The 20,663-nt window shown below is 63.2% G+C and carries 20 protein-coding genes; 8 read left to right on the top strand and 12 right to left on the bottom strand.

Features of this window, described 5'->3' with window-relative positions; genetic code table 11:
- Window positions 1-72 precede the first annotated feature (72 nt).
- Together BV071_RS33920 and leuB are read left to right on the top strand one after the other, a co-directional pair.
- Window positions 73-1,320 (top strand): peptidylprolyl isomerase, encoded by a 1,248-nt coding sequence (locus tag BV071_RS33920; protein ID WP_265595036.1) that lies wholly within the window; start codon window positions 73-75, stop codon window positions 1,318-1,320.
- Window positions 1,321-1,394: 74 nt separating this feature from the next.
- Entirely contained in the window at window positions 1,395-2,498 is a 1,104-nt protein-coding gene (gene leuB / locus BV071_RS29230) for a 3-isopropylmalate dehydrogenase (protein WP_035615156.1), read from the top strand.
- A gap of 89 nt (window positions 2,499-2,587) precedes the next feature.
- Here leuB and BV071_RS29225 read toward each other — a convergent pair whose 3' ends face one another.
- Both BV071_RS29225 and BV071_RS33915 read right to left on the bottom strand, forming a co-directional pair.
- The gene (locus BV071_RS29225) at window positions 2,588-3,277 is read right to left on the bottom strand and encodes a response regulator transcription factor (protein ID WP_035615153.1); all 690 of its coding nucleotides are present in this window, start codon (window positions 3,275-3,277) and stop codon (window positions 2,588-2,590) included.
- 7 nt (window positions 3,278-3,284) lie between these two features.
- Complete coding sequence (locus BV071_RS33915; protein WP_052574034.1) at window positions 3,285-5,081, bottom strand: HAMP domain-containing sensor histidine kinase; 1,797 nt, start codon at window positions 5,079-5,081, stop codon at window positions 3,285-3,287.
- Between the two features lie 121 nt (window positions 5,082-5,202).
- Here BV071_RS33915 and BV071_RS29215 point away from each other — a divergent pair, with 121 nt between their 5' ends.
- Window positions 5,203-5,496: a hypothetical protein gene (locus BV071_RS29215; RefSeq protein ID WP_265595035.1), complete on the top strand. Its 294-nt coding sequence runs from the start codon at window positions 5,203-5,205 to the stop codon at window positions 5,494-5,496.
- Window positions 5,497-5,622: 126 nt separating this feature from the next.
- Here BV071_RS29215 and BV071_RS29210 read toward each other — a convergent pair whose 3' ends face one another.
- The 3 genes from BV071_RS29210 to BV071_RS29200 all read right to left on the bottom strand — a co-directional run bounded on the left by BV071_RS29210 (window position 5,623) and on the right by BV071_RS29200 (window position 8,405).
- Window positions 5,623-6,867 carry a hypothetical protein gene (locus BV071_RS29210; protein ID WP_035615147.1) on the bottom strand — a complete coding sequence of 415 codons (1,245 nt, stop codon included), beginning with the start codon at window positions 6,865-6,867 and terminating at the stop codon, window positions 5,623-5,625.
- A gap of 22 nt (window positions 6,868-6,889) precedes the next feature.
- Window positions 6,890-7,591, bottom strand: a complete 702-nt coding sequence (locus BV071_RS29205) for a GDSL-type esterase/lipase family protein (protein ID WP_052574033.1) — start codon at window positions 7,589-7,591, stop codon at window positions 6,890-6,892.
- 82 nt (window positions 7,592-7,673) lie between these two features.
- Window positions 7,674-8,405, bottom strand: a complete 732-nt coding sequence (locus BV071_RS29200) for a hypothetical protein (RefSeq protein WP_265595034.1) — start codon at window positions 8,403-8,405, stop codon at window positions 7,674-7,676.
- A 156-nt stretch (window positions 8,406-8,561) separates the two neighbouring features.
- Here BV071_RS29200 and BV071_RS34995 point away from each other — a divergent pair, with 156 nt between their 5' ends.
- The gene (locus tag BV071_RS34995; RefSeq protein ID WP_265595033.1) at window positions 8,562-9,380 is read left to right on the top strand and encodes a hypothetical protein; all 819 of its coding nucleotides are present in this window, start codon (window positions 8,562-8,564) and stop codon (window positions 9,378-9,380) included.
- A 58-nt stretch (window positions 9,381-9,438) separates the two neighbouring features.
- A complete protein-coding gene (locus tag BV071_RS34540; RefSeq protein ID WP_075091039.1) occupies window positions 9,439-11,202 on the top strand; it encodes a phosphatidylinositol-specific phospholipase C domain-containing protein in 1,764 nt (587 codons plus the stop codon).
- A 158-nt stretch (window positions 11,203-11,360) separates the two neighbouring features.
- On the opposite strand, the gene BV071_RS29185 is transcribed toward BV071_RS34540, so the two are convergent.
- Window positions 11,361-12,197, bottom strand: a complete 837-nt coding sequence (locus BV071_RS29185) for an aminotransferase class IV (RefSeq protein WP_052574032.1) — start codon at window positions 12,195-12,197, stop codon at window positions 11,361-11,363.
- Between the two features lie 43 nt (window positions 12,198-12,240).
- Between BV071_RS29185 and BV071_RS29180 the strand changes: the two genes are divergently transcribed.
- Window positions 12,241-12,888, top strand: a complete 648-nt coding sequence (locus BV071_RS29180) for an ACP phosphodiesterase (protein WP_265595032.1) — start codon at window positions 12,241-12,243, stop codon at window positions 12,886-12,888.
- 51 nt (window positions 12,889-12,939) lie between these two features.
- Entirely contained in the window at window positions 12,940-13,314 is a 375-nt protein-coding gene (locus tag BV071_RS29175; RefSeq protein WP_035615139.1) for a hypothetical protein, read from the top strand.
- Between the two features lie 12 nt (window positions 13,315-13,326).
- Here BV071_RS29175 and BV071_RS29170 read toward each other — a convergent pair whose 3' ends face one another.
- From BV071_RS29170 to BV071_RS29160, 3 genes are read right to left on the bottom strand one after another with little or no spacing between them, the layout of a single operon-like run.
- Entirely contained in the window at window positions 13,327-15,102 is a 1,776-nt protein-coding gene (locus tag BV071_RS29170) for a hypothetical protein (protein ID WP_035615136.1), read from the bottom strand.
- Complete coding sequence (locus tag BV071_RS29165; RefSeq protein WP_035615133.1) at window positions 15,099-16,055, bottom strand: ABC transporter ATP-binding protein; 957 nt, start codon at window positions 16,053-16,055, stop codon at window positions 15,099-15,101. Before BV071_RS29165 ends, BV071_RS29170 begins: the two co-directional genes overlap by 4 nt.
- A 4-nt stretch (window positions 16,056-16,059) precedes the next feature.
- Window positions 16,060-17,016 carry a hypothetical protein gene (locus BV071_RS29160; protein WP_035615129.1) on the bottom strand — a complete coding sequence of 319 codons (957 nt, stop codon included), beginning with the start codon at window positions 17,014-17,016 and terminating at the stop codon, window positions 16,060-16,062.
- A gap of 169 nt (window positions 17,017-17,185) precedes the next feature.
- Between BV071_RS29160 and BV071_RS29155 the strand changes: the two genes are divergently transcribed.
- Complete coding sequence (locus BV071_RS29155) at window positions 17,186-17,896, top strand: hypothetical protein (RefSeq protein WP_035615127.1); 711 nt, start codon at window positions 17,186-17,188, stop codon at window positions 17,894-17,896.
- Between the two features lie 70 nt (window positions 17,897-17,966).
- On the opposite strand, the gene BV071_RS29150 is transcribed toward BV071_RS29155, so the two are convergent.
- The 3 genes from BV071_RS29150 to BV071_RS29140 form a co-directional block, all read right to left on the bottom strand.
- Entirely contained in the window at window positions 17,967-18,599 is a 633-nt protein-coding gene (locus tag BV071_RS29150) for an RDD family protein (protein ID WP_265595031.1), read from the bottom strand.
- Window positions 18,600-18,687: 88 nt separating this feature from the next.
- Window positions 18,688-19,665, bottom strand: a complete 978-nt coding sequence (locus BV071_RS29145; protein ID WP_035615121.1) for a cysteine synthase family protein — start codon at window positions 19,663-19,665, stop codon at window positions 18,688-18,690.
- A gap of 10 nt (window positions 19,666-19,675) precedes the next feature.
- Window positions 19,676-20,599, bottom strand: coding sequence for a DMT family transporter (locus tag BV071_RS29140; protein ID WP_035615118.1), 924 nt, complete (start codon window positions 20,597-20,599; stop codon window positions 19,676-19,678).
- Window positions 20,600-20,663 lie beyond the last annotated feature (64 nt).

The raw sequence follows: 20,663 nt of genomic DNA, 5'->3' as shown, positions 1-20,663 counted from the left end.
GTCCGGCGGCCAACGATTCCGTCCCAGTCTTAAGGCTTGCCCGGAAATGCCGTTCGTGGCGGCATCCGCGCGATGAAATGGCTCCTGTTCCTCATCACCGCGGCCACCTTGGCCCACGGACAGATCTACGCCGATTTCAACGTCTCGCAGGGGGCCACCTCGCTGGGCACTTTCCGGGCGCGGCTTGATTACGACAAGGCACCGCGGACCTGTGCGAACTTCATCGGCCTGGCCACCGGCCAGCGACCCTGGATCAATGTCGTCACCGGCCAGATCCAAACCAACCGGCCCTTCTACGACGGGCTGACCTTCCACCGCTTGATCCACACCTTCGTGATTCAGGGCGGCTCGCCGAATGGAATCGGCACGGATGGACCCGGCTACGTGATTCCGGACGAGTATCACGCTTCACTGCGCCACTCCGGACGCTACATGCTTTCGATGGCGAAGAGCAGTGCTCCCGGCACTGGTGGCTCGCAATTCTTCATCACGCTGGCGGCAGCACCGTCCCTCGATGACAAGCACTCGATCTTCGGCGAAGTGATCTCGGGTCGGGAGATCATCGACAACTTCACCAATCCGGCGCTTTTCCCCACGACCAACGACAAGCCCAACACCCCGATCACCATGAACTCGGTGGCGATCTCGGGGCCGAGTCTCGCGGGCTTCAACCTGAATGATCCCGCCTTGAGATTGCCGGTGATCGATACCACCCCGCTGTTCGGCACGCGCGATGCCGCCGCATCAAGCTTCACGCTGACTTTCGACCGCGGCTTCCAAGCGGAATACCTGATCTCCTACTCTCAGAATCTCTCGACCTGGACCTACTTCCGCCACGTCCGCAGCCGCGATGCCGCGGTCGGATTCGCCTTCCCGGTTACCGGTGTCAATTTCCCGAGCTTCTTCATGAGTGCAACGCGGGTCGACTACTCAGCCCTGTACAACCCTCCGGCGAACTTCGCCACCGGGAAGCAGATCCAGGTCAGTGATCGCAGCGGCAATGTTCTCACCCTGGTGCCGAATGGCAGTGGCGGTGGCACTTGGACCCACAGCAATGGCGGCAGCGGCACCCTCACGGGCTTCAGCGTCTCAGACGCCTCCGCCGATACCGGTGCCGTCACCAGCCAGGCCAGTTCCGCATACCTCTTCCCCTTGACCACCATCTCCACCCAGCTCAGCCCGGCCGCCGGGCCAGGAGGATGGACCTCGCTGGGGCTGAATCTGTGCTTCCACAATTCCAGCAGCGGTTGGGCTGAAGGGCAGGCCAACTATCTTACCAGCGGCCCGGCCGTAAATCTGGCTTTCAGCGTGGTGCCCTGAGGCCTCCGCCGATCGCCGCTTTGCCGCAATCCGCCCTTGGCGGCGACAGGCGGGGCTCCTAGCCTCGCCGTCCCATGTCTCGCAGCTACCGCATTGCAGTTCTCGCCGGCGACGGAATCGGCCCGGAAGTCATGATCGAAGCCCTCCGCGTGCTGGACGCCGTGGAGGCGAAATTCGGATTCACCACCACGCGCGACGAGCGTCTGGTGGGCGGTGCCGCGATCGACGCCACCGGCCATCCCCTGCCCCCGGAAACGATCGCCTCCTGCGAGCAGAGCGACGGCATCCTCTTTGGCTCCGTGGGCGGCCCCAAGTGGGAGAGCCTGCCGCCGGATATCCAGCCGGAACGCGGCGCGCTGCTGCCGATCCGCAAGCACTTCGGCCTCTTCGCTAATCTCCGCCCGGGTGTCTGTCTGCCCTCGCTGACGCACGCTTCCCCGGTGAAGAACGAACTCATCCCGAACGGCTTCGACGTGCTCTGCGTGCGCGAGCTGACCGGCGGTGTCTATTTCGGCCAGCCGAAGGGTCGCGAAGAGCGTGACGGCGAACCCGTCGCCTTCGACACGATGATCTACCGCAAGAGCGAGATCGACCGCATCTTGCGCGTCGCCTTCACCGCCGCCATGGGCCGTGGCAAGCGTCTCGTCTCCGTGGACAAGGCGAACGTCCTCGCGACCTCGGTGCTGTGGCGCGAGACCGCGGTGGAAGTGGCAAAGGATTTCCCGGAAGTGGAGATGAGCCACCTCTATGTCGACAATGCCGCGATGCAACTCGTGCGCCGCCCGGACTCCTTCGACGTGCTGGTCACCGAGAACCTCTTCGGTGACATCCTCTCTGACGAGATGGCGATGATCTCCGGCTCGCTGGGCATGCTGCCGAGCGCCTCGCTGGGCAAGCAGAAGGACGGCGGCCTCTACTTCGGCATGTACGAGCCATCCGGCGGTTCCGCCCCGGACATCGCCGGCAAGGGCATCGCCAACCCGATCGCCCAAATTCTCTCCGCCGCCATGCTGCTGCGCTTCTCGCTCGGCGAGAACGAAGCCGCTGCCGCCATCGAAGCCGCCGTGGCCAAGGCCATCGACGACGGCTTCCGCACCGGCGACATCGCTACCGGCGCTGCTGGTGAGACCAAGGTCGGCACCAAGGAGATGGGTGACGCGGTGCTGGCGCGGCTGTGAGCAGCAGGCACCTCTGAGAACGGCAAAGCCCGTTCCCTCTTAAAGCCCGGGGTCGGCCGACGAAGCTGGCCTACCCCGGGGAATATCCCTCACGCTTCAAACCGATACCCCTCCCCGCGCACCGTCAGCAGGTGCTTCGGCGTCTGGGGCTGGTCCTCGACCTTCTGCCGCAGCCACGCCATGTGCACGTCCACAGTGCGAGGTGTGATGTAGGGCTGGTCCTTCCAGACCTGCGCGAGGATGGTGTCGCGGGAAACCGTTTTGCCGCGCTGGTTCACCAGCATGCGCAGCAGTTCCGCTTCCTTCGAGGTAAGGGCGATCGGCTGGCCATCCCGCAGGAACTCGCCCTTCGCGAAATCCGCGGTCACCTTGCCGAAGCGCATGCTCATCAGTGGCGTGAGCTCGACCTTGCGCAGCCGCCGCATCAGGGCGTCCATCCGCGCCAGCAGCTCATCGGGATCGAAAGGTTTGACCAGATAGTCGTCAGCCCCTTGGCGGAGCCCGCGGATCCGATCATCCACCAGTCCTCGTGCGGTTAGCATGATGATCCCTCCATCGAAGCCGTGCTCGCGGGCTGCGTGGCAGATGTCGAAGCCGGAAATGCCTCCCGGCAGCATCACGTCGAGGATTAGCATGTCGAAGCCCCCGCTGGTTGCCATCCGTAAGCCTGCAGGCCCGTCGCCTACCAAGGTCACTTCGTGACCCTCGGCGCGGAGCATGTCGGCTAGAACTTCGGCAATGGCGGGCTCGTCTTCGACCAGGAGGAGTCTGGCGCTCATAATTTCGTCACTGGCCTGCCGCAACGGGCAGGCTGGCAACGAAGCTCGCACCTTCCCCCGGCGCGCTGCAAATCGAAATAGTTCCATCATGAGCTTCAATGATTTCCTTCACCAGACTTAGGCCCAAGCCGCTGCCGCGGACCTGGGCGGAGTGGGCCGCGTTGCCGCGGAAGAAAGGATTGAAAACAGTAGCTTGTTCTTCCTTGGAGATGCCTTGGCCACGGTCCGCCACAGTAACTTCCACCTGACCACCAACGCGTCGCGCCGAAACGCCGATCCAGCCGCCGCTACCGCCGTGCTTGGCTGCGTTCGCGATCAGGTTTTGGAAAGCCCGCCGCAGGTGCCCCGGATCCCCCGCAACCGCGGGCAAGCTCTCCGGCAGGCTCACCTCGACCTGACAAGAGGCAGTGTCGCCGCGGGTATTCGCGATCGCCTCCTCTAGCAAGGCAGCCAGTTCGATCCGCTGCTTGTCCTCGCCGAGCAGCTTGCCCTTCTTGGCCACGGCGAAATCGAGCACCTGCGCCACCATGTCTGAGAGTTGATCGGTGTGCTGGAGGATCATGCCGGAGTAGCGCTCCAGCGCTTCCGGGGTCTTGACGATGCCACGTTTGATGTTGTGAGCGGCACCCCGGATCACCGTCAGCGGGGTCCGCAGCTCATGGGAGACGCTGGCCACGAAATTCATCTGCTCCTCCACCAGCCTGCGCGATTTGCGGGTGTAGCGCACCAAGGCCAAACCGGCGGCAAGGATCATCGCGTTGACGACGACGGCGAGGAAAAGGTTACGCCGCCGCGACTCGGCCACCAAGCGCTCCAAGCCCCCCTCTTGGCGACGGATCTCCAACATCCAGCGGCTCTCCACCGCGGGACCGAGACGCCCGCCACCGCGGCCCATGGCGTTGAAGGGAAAGCGGATGATCGGATCCCCCGGGGCATCCGCCACCCCGGTCTGGAACAGCAGCCGGTCGGCAAGCGATAGCACCTTGATCTGATAGATCGGCGAGCGGCCGCGATTGAAATAGCGCGCCTCCAGGTCATGGAGCCAAATGTCCGCAATGTAGGTCGGATCCAGTTCCAGAATCATCCATCCCACCTCTCCAAAAGCTTGTGGACCTCCGCTATCCGGAACTCCGGGAGGCGGACCTCCGGGCCCGCCGGGTCCTCTGCCGGCCGGGGGTTCTGGAGGTGGTCCGCCCGGACCACCAGGCCCCCCAGGTCCGCCGCCTCTCGGTCCGCCGGGGCCGCCGACGGACTCGCCATGGTTTGGACCTCCTGCGCCGGGACCACCGGCCGGCGGAGCCGGTGAGTCGCCGCTGCGAATCGGGAACTCGAGCAAGAGGCCCTTTTCATCCGTGTAAGGTGGAGAGCCGCCCTTGAGCTTGCGCGAAAGATTGTCATGCAGCGCCGCCCACTCGTCGGGCCATTCCATCGGTGAGAGCGAGCCATCGCCCATGCTCACCAGTTGCAGTTGCAGCTCACCATCCTTGGGAACCGCCAGAGCGATCTTGCGCAAGATCGGCCGCGGGTTGGTCGCACTGTAGTCGCGCAAGCGCTTGTTGAGCCCCGCTTGATTCATCTCCTTGGCGAGCGGCACCAAGGCATCGCAAGTCCGTCGCACCCTCGTCTCGAAGTCGGTCACCAAGTCGCGTGCGCTTTCCTCCTGCCGGCCGCCCAGTCGCTCCATCTCTGCTTGGGCCAGCTCCCCGGTCCAACGGAATTGCAGCACGGTAAGGATAGCGCACAGGATGGCCAGCAATAGCACGAAGCTGTTCTCCATCCATTTCTGTCGCCGTCCGCCAATCATGTCGCGCGATCATACGGAGCGCCCGGCGAGCGGCAATCTGATCCGTCTCCGCTTAACACTCCTTAACACGACATGGAGATTGAGATGGGTTTGAATGCACTCGTTCGAAACCACCATGAACATGCGAAAGTTCCTCATGCGTGCTGCGGCACTTCTCGAAACCCTGGTTGCGCCTTTCCAAGTCGACCTCTCGCCCGAGGCCTTGGACAAGCTCTTCCCGGAACTGCGAAAGAGCCGCAAGCGGACGACCATGCAGCGCCGCTTCCGGCGTGAGTCGACACCGCAGCGCGTGCGCCTGGAGCTCCTGCCCCGCACCGGCGAGACGACCACCAAGCCCCGCCAACCGGAGGAGCCGATCCTTTTCCCCTTCCCGCGCCATCGCTTCGCCTATGAAGCGCCGACCGAGCGGGTCTGACTTTGCCCCTGTGTTGTGATAGTGGTGCCGCATCCCAGCTGCGGCCGGTTGATGAAGTAAGGATCGGGAAGGTAACTTCCCGATCCTTAACTTTTCTTAAGGATACATTCGTCGCGAAGGAAGCAGCTACTTCTTCAGATGCTTGTCCGCGAAGGCCAGATACTGCTGCCAGTCGAAGGGCTGCACGTCGTGCTTGCCGCTCCTGACATGGTAGCCGATCCCGCCCTGCACCGCGGTATCCACCGGCGGCCAAGTCTCGGCCGGCAAGCCTTCCGCGCCTAACAATCGATACACCGGCTCCGCCGCCTTGGCCCCGGCGAACTCACCTTCCGGATCGGAGTTCTTGTCGTCGAGCGCACTGGCCACATATAGCGGCCGCGGCGCGACCAGCGAGAGCACCATGTGCTGATCGAAGGGCAACTCGGTATCCTTGCCGATGTACTTGCTGAAGCTCCTGGCGAACCAATGCGGGAAGAGCGTGTTCAGCCGCTTGATATCCTCCCCTTGCCCGCGATGGAAAAGCTTCGCCCCGCCAGCACCGGACTCATTGCTGATCACCATGGCGAAGCGCTCGTCATTCGCGCCCGCCCACAAGGCCGCCTTGCCCAAGCGCGAGAAGCCGAACAGCGCCACCCGCTTCGAGTCGATCGAAGGCTCCTTCTCCAAGACATCCATCGCACGGCTGAGCGACCAGGCCCATGCCCCCATCGTCGTGAAGTTGTCCTCGCGCTGCTGGAGCTCAGGATAAAGCGTCGGCACGCCAGTCGAGAAGTAGGGCTCGTGGTCCGGTGCCACATCCTCGCGATACATCGTCGCCAGCGCATAGCCCCGCGACATCATCTCCTCGATCGGCCACTGCTTGGCGTTCTTACCACGCATCTCCTCCGTGGCCCGGTTGCCCGGCTTCTTCTCCGGATCGGCATTCGGCTGCCGCTGGTCCACCCAGCTCTCGGTCAGGCGGATGCCGGGGTCGGCATGGATCGCATGATTGCCCGCGAAATTCAGCCCCAGGAAAACTGGCACCGGACCGGGTGCTTCATTCGGCACGTAAAGCAGCAAATCCATCCGCGGTCCGGGTTTACCGCCCGGATAAATCGCCACCTGGATCCGAGTCGCCTTGCCACCCAGCGCGCCCTTGTCGCGGTCGAAAACCTCGAAGCTCATCTTCTCCGGCTTGCCCGGGGAGACGCCATACATCTCCTTGGCAAACTGCTCTAACAGCTCAGGCCGGCGCTTCGTCCGCCACTGCTCCGCCGTGGTGATCTTCGTGCCGTCGTTGGCAAGCAGCACCTCCGGTAGGTCCGCAGCGGTCGCCACGCAGGCTCCCCAGCACGCCAAAGCACCGATCGAAAGCCGGACAAGCGCCTTCATCACATCGCGTTTTGTTGGAAGCTCACTTAGCCGCCGCTTCCGGCTTCGGCGCCTTCTTGCCGGTCAGCGCCTTGAAGGCGGCACCAGCCATCTCTCCTGCCCCTTCGGTATTCGGGTGCACCTTGTCAGGCAGCAGCTCGGGATGCTTTTCCAGCGCCTCGTGCATGTCGATCAATCCGAGATCCATGTCCTTCGCGAGCTTGTTGATGCGCTTGATCCACTCCTGGTTGTTCTTCTCGTTAATGCCGAAGTTCCCCGGCTCCGGTACCGGGCAGGGCCGGCAAACGTAGATGCGCGGCTTGCTCGGGAGCGTCTGGAAGGACTTCACCAGCTCGGTGTAGTCCGCCACGAATTCGGACTCGAACTTCCAGTTCTGCGGCTTGGTGTCATTGGTGCCGAGCATGATGATCACCGCATCCGGCTCGGACTTCAGCGCCTCCTGATACTTGCCCTCGATCCAGTAGGGATGATCGCCCTTCTTCAGCAAGGTCCGGCCACCCAGGCCGTAATTCGTCACCTTCCACTGATCACCCAGAAGCCCCTGGAGCTGCGAGGGATAGGACTTGCCCGGCTCCGCGCCTGCGCCCTCGGTGATGCTGTCGCCGATACAAGCGAGCTTCACGGGTGCCTTGTAGTCAGCAGGTTTGATCGGATCCATCGGCCCCGCGGCGAAAAGGGTTCCGGCGGCGAGGAAGGAGAGTGCGGCAAAGGCAAGAGGTTTCATCGGCGGTAGTAAGCACATGCTGCGCGGAAACTTTCAGCCGCGTCCAGCGAAGCCCATGTCCTCCTGCCCCGGAAATGAAATCCTAGCCCCTCGCACGCCGCCGCGGCAGCAGGAGCAGCCCCGCAAGCCCTGCCATTCCCAGCACCGAAGGCTCCGGCACCGCAAACAGCATCGGTCCCAACTCCACCCCGCTGGCGAGGTAGTATTCGCCGCTGCTCACCGCGCGGAATGCGGGATTCCCCCCGGTCTGGGCAGTGTAGAAGAAGGCTCCGTAGGTCAGCCCGGGATAGCTGAAAGACTGGCTGTTTCCCGCCGCGTCCGGTCGGATGTTCTCGCTCCAGAAAAACTTGATCGGATCGGGCGTGGCTGCCGAATCCAAGCCGCCGAGCTGGTAGGAGCCCGGCTGCAGCGTCAGCTCGATCGGCAAATCAATGACGCGATACACTCCATTGAGAGAGGCCCCGCTGCCGGCAGGGATCACCACCCCGCTGGCACCCAGCAAGGCAACAGCATCCGCAGGATTGTTAAATCCAGACGCCGACTGCCAAAGCCCCACCTGAAAATCCCTGGAAAGTCCGTCGCTCCCATCGTCATACCAGCCGATCTGGCTGATCGTGACGGCGCTGGTGACGGTGAATGTCCAACCGATCATCCCATTGCCATGCGCCTCATTGAAGCCTCTGCCAGAGGCCGGATTAAAATAAGATACCGGAAGATCGACGACAGCCGTCGCCGCCAGCGCCATCGGCGAGAGGATCAAAAGACCAGCCCCGAGGACATGGCTGATTTTAGGGCAAGTGGAGGAGTGCGTCATAAAGCATATCTTTTCTCAGACAGCCCAAGCCCCGGCAAGAGTCGCGATATGAAAAAACGGTGAATGCCGGACCGAAGCTCCACTTGACCCCGCGGAGGATTGCAGCAAGAACCCAGCATGGGGAGATGGCGGACACTGCTGCTCTTACTCGGCTCGTTGGGTCTCCTTCTCGCGGTCCGGCAGGCACTCCAGTCTGCCCACCCATCCGCGGCGGATGCCGTGGGCGAAACCCAGCATACCGGCAATTCCAGCTCACTGCCCACTCCTGCCCCCGGGGCAAAATCGGCACCCCGCGCAGCGGTCTCCACCTCCACCCGCCGCGAGGAACTCATCGCGGCACTCCGGTCACCCGACGTCCACCGCAACGATCTTGCGCTCGAAACCCTGCTCCCCGACCTCATCCGCCAAGACATCGCCGCCGCCGCGGATCTCGCGGCCAGCCTGGAAGCATGGGCCTCCCGTGAGAAGGCCTTGCTGAAGGTCGCGAACGCATGGGCAGAAACCGATCCCCAAGCCGCCTACGAGTGGAGCAAGACCCTACCTTATGGCGAGGGCGGCCGCTATTGCTTCGAGGCCATCTGTCACAAGGCCGCCCTAACAGATCCAGCCCTTGCCGTCTCATTCGCCGAACATCCACCTGGCAAGCCGAATTGGGAGTTCCAAGCCAGCCTCGCGGGACTCTGGGTGGCAAAAGATCCTCAAGCCGCGGAGGAATGGATCTCCCGGCAAATCCCCATACTACGCGACATGACCTGGGCCATCGGAGTGACGGAAATCGCGAAGCGTTCACCCGAGGAAGCGGCCAATCTCGCCGTCGAAAAAATCTCGCCGGGCAATCAGCAGAATGAAGCGGTGATTTCCGCCCTTCACCAGTGGGTGCTCCAAGACCGCAAGGCCGCAGCCGAATGGGTGGACTTGTTCCAGGAAGGAGCCTTACGCACACGGGCCGAGGGAGAATTGCAAGGGACGCACTAAACCTATCCCACCGGCCAAACGTAGGTAGGCGACCCAAACCCAAAATAACCCAAAATCCATGAAGCAAACCATGGGCCGTCTTCTCGGCCTTCTAATGGTGGCGCTCCCTTTGTGCGCCGATGCAGCGGGAAACAACTGGCTGACTCCACTCGATGGAAACCTGCAGCTGTCCCAGTTCTCAATCCCCGGCACCCATGACTCCGGCGCGCTGGTGGAGCCCGTCTCCGGCACCGCAAAGTGCCAGAACCTGAGCATCACCGATCAACTCAATGCCGGTGTGCGCTTCCTCGATATCCGCTGCCGCCACATCAATGACGGCTTCGCGATCCATCATGGCCAAGTCTATCAGAACATGAATTTCCAGGACGTCCTCAATGCCACGATCGGCTTCCTGAATTCCAATCCGGGCGAGACCGTCATCATGAGCGTGAAAGAGGAATATACGGCCTCCGGAAACACCCGCTCCTTCGAGTCCACCTTCGACTCCTACGTCGCGGGCAATCCTTCGAAGTGGGTGCTCGGCTCCGCCATCCCCACCCTCACCCAGGCCCGCGGCAAGATCGTGCTCTTCCGCCGCTTCGGTGCCTCCACCACGCCCAAGGGCATCGATGCCTCAAACTGGCCGGACAATACCACCTTCAGCACCGGCGGCACCCTGCGGGTCCAGGACAACTACAACGTCTCTAACAACGACACCAAGTGGAACCAGATCCAGCAGCTGCTCAATGAAGCCCGCTACGGCGGCCCGGGCACGCTCTACGTGAACTTCAGCAGCGGCACCACCAGCATCTTCGGGATCCCGAATATCCCCACCGTCTCCAATAACATCAACCCGCGAATCAGCAGCTTCTTCAGTAGCAATGTCAGCGGCCGCTTCGGCTCGCTCCTCATGGACTTCGCCGATGCCGCGAAATGCTCTGCCATCTACAATACCAATGCGCCCTCCGGCCGTCCCGCCTATCGCCCGGCCTACTTCATGCTCGTGAACCGCAACAGCGGCAAGTGCCTCGACCTCATCAGCGGCAACACCGGTAATGGCGCGCAGGTCAACCAGTGGACCTACGACTACAATGGCCCGAACCAGCGCTGGGTGCTGGCCCCCACCGAGAATTCCGACCACTTCCGCATCTCATCCTGGGTCAGTGGCAAGTGCGCCTGCATCGAGATGGACTCCACCGCCGTGGGAGCCAAGCTCCACTCCTTCGACTACACCGGCAACAATCCCGGCCAGCAGTTCGACCTGATCGATGCTGGCAACGGCTACTACAAGATCCGCAATGTGAAGAGCGGCCTCATCCTGCAGATCACCGGTGCCGGCACTGCGAACAATGACCGCGTGGAGCAAGCCTCCGACAGCGGCGCGATCAATCAGCAGTGGCGACTGCAACCGTGGGGTGGCTACTTTGCCCGCGCCGCCACCGGCAAATACATCTGCGTGGAGAACATGGGCAGCACCAATGGCAGCCCGATCATCCAATACTCCTGGGAGAACAATCCCTGGTTCAAGTGGCGCTTCGAAAGCGTGACCGATGGCCACCTGCGGGCATCCAGCCTCAACGCCCTCGCTCGCGTGCTCTGCGTCGTCAATGGCACCAGCGTGAATGGCGAGGATTGCCAACTCTACGACTACAACCCCGCGAACGCCGGCGACCAAAAGCTGCGGATCCTGCCGAAGACCAACGGCCAGTTCAAATTCTACTTCGTCCACGATGGGATGAGCTGGGACATCCCCGGCGGCAGCGGCGCCAACAACGTGCGCCTCGAACAGTATCCGAACAACACCAACGCCTGGCAGGATTTCCTGTTAGAGCGCGCCAACTAAGCGGCGGACGAATAATTCTCCAGGAGGTCGCGATGTGCCTTGTCCCGAAGTGTGGCTTAATGGGTTCGCCACACCGGGGCAAGGCACGTCCATTTCCGGGTCAGAGCCCGACACGCGCGAGCAATGCCTGCCCGCTAGGAGCGCGGAGGCTCCTCACCTTAGAACCTCGCCGCCTTCAAGATCCCTCCGATCTCCCCCGGACACTCCGGCAAGGTCCGCCCGTCGATCTTCGACACCGGGACCACTCCGCGGATGGCCGAGGTCACAAATGCCGCGTCGCAGGCCTCCACATCGCCGCGCAGCAACTCCTCCTCCACTAAATCCCACTCCAACAGGCGGCAGAAATCCAAGACCCGTTCCCGCATCGTCCCCGGCAGGCACCCTGAACTCAACGACGGCGTGAAGATCTTGCCAGCCCGCACGAGGAAGACATTCGAAGTGGTCGCTTCACAAAGCTCACCGCGAGTATTGTAGAAGAGCAGCTCATCTGCCCCCACACGTCGTGCTTCATCGAGCGCCACCAGATTCTCCGCATAGGCCAAGCACTTGATCCCGGCCAGCGGTGAACGTTCATTCCGCGGGAAAGACGCCGTCACCAGACTCACCGACTCGGGCGGTTCCGAGGCCCGCTCGGCAGTGATCCATAGTAAGGTATCGCTGCCCGGCGAGAGCGTGCGCAAATCCCCGCTACCCGCGCTCAGGCTGATCCGGAGCCGGGCCCGGCCTTGGGTCAAGCCACGGAGCTCCAGCAGCTCATCAATTGCCCGCGACAGCACGCCTCCAAGGACGAGTACCGACTCGTGCCCCAGCCCCAAGCGCTTCGCTCCCGCGCTCATCCGCAGGCAATGCAAATCGAAGGACGGAAGTTCGCCATCGATCGCCAGCACGGTTTCAAAGACCCCGAGGCCATGACACAAGCCGCGATCATTCGTCGCTACGGGCAGAAGCCGGCCTTCGAAAAAATCGCCATTGCACCAGAACACGGACGCGGACACCGCGCGAGCGTAGGCAACTCCCGCCAATCTTCCCAGCCGCAACTTGCAATTTGCGCGAGTTCCCGGTTCGGCGATGCTGGCGGCATTGAACTACCTGGCCCACCTGCTCCTTGCTGAAGATGCGCCCGCCTCGCGGGTTGGCAATCTGCTAGGAGACTTTGTCACCGGCACCCCGGCAGCACTGGCGGAGAGACTGCCCAGGGCCATCGTCCAGGGAATTGTCCGCCATCGCGAAATCGACCGCTTCACCGACGACCATCCCCTCACCGCCCACCTGAAGACCTTCGTCGATCCCTCCCGGCGACGCTTCGCCGGCGTCGTCGTCGATCTTGTCCACGACCACTTCCTCACCCGCCACTGGGCCGAGCACTGCCCGCAGCCGCTGGAAGTCTTCACCGCCGACTGCAACGCCGCCCTCCTCGAGCACCGCGCCATCCTCCCCTCCGGACTCGGCGACTCACTGGAAGACCGCATCGCCGACCGCTGGCTCGAGCACTACGGCACCGATGCGGGCATGAACGACGTCTTCCACCGCGTTGCTCTCCGCCGCCCCAGCTTCGCCCCCATCCGCGACGCCATCGCCGACCTCCAGGCCCACCGCCCCGAATTCGAAGCGGGCTTCCACGAATTCTTCCCAGAACTCCGCCGCTGGGTGCAGGCCCTCGGCCCTGAGGCAGCCCGCGAAATTTAGGCCTTCGACCTCGCCGCTTCCCCGGCCTAGCATCGCCCGTCCAGCCAATCCATGCGCATCCTGATCTTCATCGCCGGAGCGGTCATCGCCCTGCTCGGCTTCCTCTCCTTCAAGAAACCCGAGGACTTCCCCTTGCTCCAGGGTGGCCTCACCCTCGGCGGCGGCCTGATCATTTGCGGGCTCTTCTCAATCCGCTCGAAGTGGCACGGCATCGGCGGTGCCGCCATCCTCACCTTCCTCGGCTTCGTCCGGACCATCCCAGCCGCGTGGACGACGACCGAAGAAACTGCATCTCGGAGCTTCGAGTTGATCGTCGCGGGGCTTTGCTTGGTCGTGTTCTTCAGCGCACTGCGAAGCCTCAAGGCCGAGCGCCAGCGCCTCTCCATCGAGAAGTTGAAGGCGGGCGACGACAGCCCGCCTCCCTGATCCGTCATCTGTTCAAGATTCGGCCGGCGGCGCCACCGCATCCTCGCTCTCCTCGTCGCGCACGACCACCGCGGGCAAGACCATCGCCATCGGCTTCGCGGTCTCTTCCCCGGGGGTGGACGGTCCCGCCATCACCTCCGCTGCCATCGCCTTCCGGGCAGCACGCAGCCGCACGATCAGCCAAAGGGAAATGATACCCGAGACGAGCAGCCAGAAGTTGAAGGCTCTCGGCACCGCCCGCGCAATTTCCACCGGCAGCTCCGCCACCGGCAGCAAACTTGCCGTCGCATAGATCGGAAAACTCGCCGGTGAAATTCCGACCAGCCACGCCGCCGCTGGAGCCAGGTGTCCCGGAAGCGCGCCAATGATCGCACCAGCCATTACAGGTACCACTCCCACAAAGATCACCGTAAGCCCCAACGCCTTGCCTCCGCGGGCTTCTAGCAGGACCTGATAACCCAGCCCCGCCACCAGCATCACCGCTGCGAAGTAACCGAAGATCGAAAGCGGGATCGGCTGCTCATACCACTTGGATTCGATCAGCTCGTGCGTGAAGTAATACCAGCCGCCCGCTCCGGCCATGGCCATCACCAGCACCCACCAGAATCCCGTCGCCGGATCGGAACGCACCGGCAAGCCGGTATCTCCCTGCTTGCGAGCCCGCCGCCAGCCGCGGATCTGGTTGTCGAGCGAAGGCGTCACCATCGTCGCGAAGAGGAAGAGCAGCATCAGCGTGACCACTCCATAGATTCCGGAGAGCGCCACTGCCTCCTCCCCGTGCGGCTGCCACTCGGGCCCTAAGCGGATCATCCGGGAAAATGCCCGTGTCGGGAAAATTTTTCCCGGCTCGATCAATGGCAAGGCATTGCCCAGGAAAAGCACCTGGATCCAGATGAAGAATCCAGTGGCCCACAGCTTGCCCAGCAAGTGCGAATCGCTGTTCCGCCACTTCCGGCACAGCATCACAATGAAGGTCAGGGCCAAGCCGCCCTGCGAGAAAAGCGTGAAAACCAGCTCCGAGAAATCGAGACCGAAGAACTTCACTGTCGGCGCCAAGCGCTGTCCCACCTCCGCAATCGCCCCTAGATCCCGTGGCAGCAAACCCGGCATCTTCTCCACGATCACCGGCTCCACCGAAAGGTAGCGGAAGAAGACCAAGCCGAACTTCGCAAGCTGTGGAATCGCCGTGTAGAGCAGGAACACCAGACCGATTGAGGCGAGGAAGGCCCAGCGCCGATTCTTCGCCACCGTGCCCGTCACCAGTCCCGTGAGATGGTAGAGCAAGGTGGACGAGCCGGCCGCCACATACACGGGCACCCAGGTATCCGTCGCGATATTCCCGCGCGACACCAGCCACAGCGAGAAGGGCACCGTCGCCAGGAAGAGCACATACTCGCGCACCGGCAACCCGAAGAGATAGCCAACCACCTTCGCCAGCGGCGACATCGGCACCAGGCGCTGGTAGTCAATCACGCCCTCATCCCGCTCCGCAGTCATGCCACCAGCCACTTGCGCGGTCCCCAACACGAAGAGGATGAAGAGCTGCACGAAGCCCAATCCCATGAAGGATCCGCGCATGATCATCTCCACCCGCTCAGGGTAGCCATCGGCCACCATCCGGGCTGCCCCGGAATTCGCCATCAAGGTAATGAAGCTGGCGATCAACACCACGATCAGCAGCCAGACGCCCAGCCCACGCGGCCTCAGCCGCGACCTGCAATAGCGCAGGAAAATCGGATTCGACCAAAGGCTCCAAGCGGCGTGCCGCTGTTGGGATTCCATGTTCATGACAACTGTCGGTTGGATTCGGCGACTTCCACCAGAATGTCCTCGAAGGAACTGCGCTTCTCCTCGAAGGCCCGCATCCGGATACCCATGGCGATCAGCCCTGTCATCAGGTCCGCCTGGGCTTCATCCGTGCCGTTGAAGCCGAAGATGATCCGCGGCTGCTCTACCCGCAGGCTATGCACTCCGGCCCGCCCTTCCAGCCAGGCGGCGGCCTCCTCGTGGCGATCCAGCGCCGTCGCTGTTAGAGTCCGCTCCGTGCTGCCGAGCTGCTGCCGCACCTGATCCACATCGCCCGAAGCTAACAGCCGCCCGCGGTTCATCACGCACAGCGAGGTGCACATCTCCGCCAGCTCACTGAGGATGTGAGAGCTCACGAACACCGTGGAGCCGGTCTTCGCCAAGCGCCGCAACACGTTCCGCAAATCGCGCCGCGCCAGTGGGTCCAGGCCGCTCGCCGGCTCATCCAGGATCAGCACCGTCGGCCGATGCAAGAGGGTCTTCGCCAGCACCACCCGCTGGGTCTGGCCGCGCGAGAGCTCCTTGCACCACTTGTCGCGCTGCGGCGTCATCGCCACTTCCTCCAGACATTCCGCCACTCGCTCGCGGCGCTCCGTCCGATTGCCCAGCCCGTATGCCGCCGCGTGGAATTCCAGGAATTCCCCCACCTTCAGGTCCGATGGCACCGGCGCGAGGTCCGGCATGTAGCCGATGATCCGCCGCGCGGTCTCCAGATCCTCGAAGATATCCACGCCGTTCAGGACAACCTCCCCGTAGGTCGGTTGCATCAGGGTGGTCAGCACCTTGAAGGTGCTGGTCTTGCCCGCGCCGTTCGGCCCTACCAGACCGAAGACCTCGCCTCTCGGCACGGTCAGGCTCAGGTCATCCACGGCGATGAAATTACCGTAGTCGACACGCAGGTCGCGAACTTCGATTGCTGGAGCTTCAAGGTTCATCAGATCAGTAGTCTTCAAAAGGATCCCAGCTCGATGGCATGGTGAGACCGATCTCGCTCATCTCTTTCTGGGCGTCGTCGCGGCGGCGTTGTTTCTCCGCCTCCCAGGCTTGGCGCTGGTCTTCCCGCAGGATCGATTGCATCGCCTGCTCCCGGCTTCCACCTGGCAAGGCGCCGATGTCACCCGTTGCGCCATCGATCTGCATCGCCGGATCGTAGTCCCGCGAGTTGCGCGCCATCACCCCGAACATCTGGTCGCGCTGCTTGGCATCGAGCTTCACGATGTTGTCGATGCGGCTCACCCGCATGTCCGCCTCACTCTGCACCCGCTGCGACTTCTCCGCGATCCGTTCGTCCTCGAACTTGATCAGGTCGTCGCCCTTCAGAATCTGCGAATCCTTCACAAATTGATCGAGACCATCGTCCCAACGCTTCGACTGGGTTTCCCGCATGATATCCGGCATGGTCGCCCCCGGAGAGGAAACCAAGCTGCTGAAGCGCTCGGCATCGGCCTCGATCTTCTTATCGAAGAACTTCCGGAGCTTCTCCTCTCCCTCCGCGTCCAAATTGTAGCGGCGCACGATCTCGCCGATCTGGCCGTCAATCATGCGCTTCTCCTGTCGCACCCGCATCCGGTCCATGATCGGGGAGACAATGCTGATCGAGGGCTGCAGCGCGTGTAAAATATCGTCGGGACTGATCGGTCGGCCGGCCTTGGCGTCATCGATCAAGTCGCGCGCCCCTTGGGTCAGCGAACGGCTGCCGCTGCGCTTTACCGACGCCTCGGCCGCCACCGCCCGGTTCTCCGCCTTCTTGAGCTGCGCCTCCAATTCACTCACCCGTTGCTCCGGCGAGCCCTGCCCACCGGGCAGGCTGTCCCGGAACATCATCACCCCCACCCCTCCCACGGCCAGGCCGACGGCAAGAAAGAGGAAGGGCTTGATCGAATCAGCGAAGGACATGGAGGGAAGGGAAAGCGGTTCTGTGAAGTCCTGTCAGCGCCCCGGTGAAAAGACGATGAACAAACGGCCCCGGATCATGCGGAACGCTGGGAGATTTCCCATGGAAATCACAGGCATTTCTTCCACCCGCCGAATCGACAAGTCACGTTACTTATGTCGCTATCTCCCAATGCGCTTTTTCCTTCTGCTCCTCCTCTTCATCTCCCCCGCCCTCGCGGAGACCAAGCGCATCGCCGTCTTCGTCGGCCTTTGTGACAATGCCACCCAGGGCATCGTCAAGGTCGGCGCCAAGATCGGCGACGGCAACAAGCCGGACGACAACCTCTACTGGGGCTGCACCGATGGCCTGCGGTCCTACTTCAAGGCCAGCAAAAACTGGAAGCTCGAGAAACACGAGAAATCCACCGGCGACGAGCGCATCCTCGAGCGCATGACCTTCCATCATGCCACCAAGGACGCCGTGCTGGTGGCCGAGGCCTGGCGCGGATCAAACCTCAAGGAGTGCTACATCGCTTTCGAGCAATCCCTGGTCTCCGGCAAGCAGGACCTCGTAGCCTTCGTCGGCCATAATGTCCTGATGGATACCGCCATCGAGGAGCCCGCCGCCAAGGCCCCGGCCGGCAAAACCAGCGCCATCGTGCTCTGCTGCAAGAGCGAGTCCTACTTCAATACCCGCCTTCAGAACGCCGCTGCCCGACCGCTGCTACTAACCACGCAGTACATGTATCCCGGCTCCTTCATCCTCCACGATGCCCTTGAACCCTGGCTCGCCGGCAAGGATCGAGGTGCCCTCCGCAGCGCCGCGGGTGCAGCCTATGCCCGCAATCAGAAGATCAAGGTTGCCGCCGCCACGGGCGTCTTCGCGAAGCTCGATCCCTGAGCTTTCCGCCAAGAAAAAAGCCGCGGCGATCGCTCGCCGCAGCTTGGAAAGATCAGTGTTGTTAGAAGCTTCAGGGAGCGGCAACCGGATCCGGCACCACCACCACCTTGGTCTTCGCCCAATCGTCACCCAGACGGCGCAGCGGTTTGCCTTCGTTCTTCTTGGTGTAGAGGATGAAGGTCTCGACCAGGCCCCCGAAGGGAATCGCCATGATGATGTTGCGGGTGATGCTCGCCTGCCAATTGCCGCTGAGACTCTTGCCCGAGAGATCCACGGCACGCAGCTTCATCAGTTTCTTCCCGGGACTTTGCCCATCAAGGAAAGGCAGCGCGTCGCGACCTAACCAGAAGGCGAGGTAAAGCAGCCAACCCACAGCACCCAAGTGCGCGGCGGAAAGAATATTGAGGACGATCGCGGCTGCGATCCCGTCAATGAAGGCCGCGATCAAGCGATTTTGAAAGCTGCCTTCCTGAACGCCAGAGGCAGGGGCTTCCCCGCTTCCATCCATCCGCAGGGAGGGATCTCCCTTCGGAGCCGCATAAGGATCCACCGGGGGCGGCGCCGAAACCGGTGAAACCGGCGGCACCGACACTGGAGTCGGTGGAATATCCGGCGGCGGCGGCATCGCTGGGGGCGGTGGCGGCGGCGGAATGTCTGGGGGAGGTGTGACGGAGGACTGCGGCTTATCTGGCTCGTTTTCCATGACGACTTCTCGCACTCTAGCAGAACTCCTCGTGCGGTCGAGAGACAAGATTGCCAGTGCACCTATTGGTCCATCCGGACCTCGACTCCTACCCCTCCCCGCGCAGCTCCGCGAATACCCGGTGCGAGAAATACCTTTCCATTCTATCAGGGAAAACCGTCACCACCCGCGCCTCTTTGCCCAACCGCCGCTTCGCTTCCAGCGCCGCGGCATAGTTCAGCCCAGAGCTCGGCCCCACCGGGTAGCCCAGTGCCCACAGCTTCTGCGTGAGCTCCAGGCACAGCTCCTCCCCCACCGTCACTTCCTCGATCTCCCGACCGCGGGCGCTTTCGCGCCACTCCTTGTAGAGCAGCGAGAGACAGTCCGCCACACCCGGCACTTCCTTGCTGAAAATCAGACTCGCGCACTCCGCGTTGTCATTGAAGGCCCGGCCCTCGCAGGGGATCGCCGCATAGGCCTTCGCGCCGCAGCCGGCGTCGTCAAAGGCTTCCCAGAGGCCGCGCAAGGTCCCGCCGGTGCCGACCCCGCTGACCACGGCGTCCACACAGCCGCACTCCATCTGCGCCAGGATCTCCGGACCGGTGAACATTCGATGCGCCTCGGCATTGTCCGGATTCGCGAATTGCCGTGCGGCGAACCAGCCGTTCGCCAGCGCCGCCTCCTCCGCCGCCTCCAGCACCAGCGCCATCCCGCCCTCGACCCGTCGGACCTCGCCGCCGTAGGCGCGGATCATCAGCCCGCGCTCATTGGTCGCACTGGAGGGAATGAAGGCCACGAACTTGAGCCCCATCTGCGCACAGGCCAGCGCCAGCGCGATGCTGGTGGAGCCGCTCGAGGCTTCCACCACCGTGTCACCGCCGCGGATTTCCCCGCGCCGCCACGCCTTCTCCAGGATGTGCCGCGCGATACGGTCCTTGGTCGAGCCACTGGGATTCATGAACTCCAGCTTGCACCATACCGGCCCCAGCGCCGCATCCAAGGTCACCGGCACCAGCGGGGTCGGCGGGATCTGGCGGATATAGCGGCCGCCGACCGGCACGGAACGCGGGAGGAGTTCTGCTGTCATGCATACGAACCTAAGCGGTCGCGGCTTCCCGGCTCAAGCGCTGTGATGCCACCAGCGAGCCGAGGATCAGCACCCCGCCCGCCGCGAAGCGCCAGCCCGGCCGCTCACCCAGAAACAGCATCGACTCAATGGTCGCCATCAGCGGGATCAGGAAGCGGTAGCCCGCCAGCAGCGGCATGGGGTGAAGCGTGGAAAGGTGATTCCACAAGCTGAAGGCCGCGGCCGACACGAAGGCCAGCCAAAAGGTCGTGACCATCGCCGCCGACGGCATCAGCAGCGCCGCCTTCGGGAATGATCCCGCGCCGGCGACCAGCAATCCCAACCCGCCGCCGAACAACGAAAACCCCGTAGCCGCCCGCGCCCCGATGGTCTTCTTGAGCGCCGCGAACTGCACCAGACCCAAGGTCCCCAAGCCGGTCGAGCCCAGCAGCAGCAATGTCCCCAGCCAGGGATTCTTGCCCATCCCGGCACTCTCCGCCCCCGCAGCAATCGCCACGCCCACGCCGCCCACCGCGATCGCGAGCCACTGCGCCGGCCGTGGCCATGCCACTCCCGCGACCAGCGGGCCCAGCAGCATCCACCAAAAGCTGCCCAAGGAAGACAGCAGGCCCGCCAAGCTCCCGCTCGCCGCCGAAATCGCCAAGTAGAAGAGCAGATACTGCCCGAAGGTCTGGGTGATGCCGAATCCCAGCAGCGCCTTCTTCGAGGTCGCCCCGAACTCCGCCCACGGCCGTCGCGCGACCAGCAGCAGCATCAGCCCCGCCAAGGTGAAGCGGACTCCAGCGAACCACCAGCAGTCAGAAGCGGTCGGGTGAAGTCCCTCCTTTTCCCAAATCAGGTAGACCGACTTGATCCCGGGGAAGGCACTGCCCCACAGGAGCGCACAGAGCAGAACCGGTGGCAGGACCTTGGACAAGCGGTGCGCACCGTTCACGGGCGGGAGGCTGGACGGCGCGGGTCCGGGCGAAAAGCCCGAAAAAAGCCTCCTTCCGGCCCCC

This window comes from Haloferula sp. BvORR071 (assembly GCF_000739615.1).
Taxonomy (GTDB): Bacteria; Verrucomicrobiota; Verrucomicrobiia; order Verrucomicrobiales; family Akkermansiaceae; genus Haloferula.
Note: the sequence above shows the minus strand (reverse complement) of the source record. Positions and strands in the feature narration are given on the sequence as shown.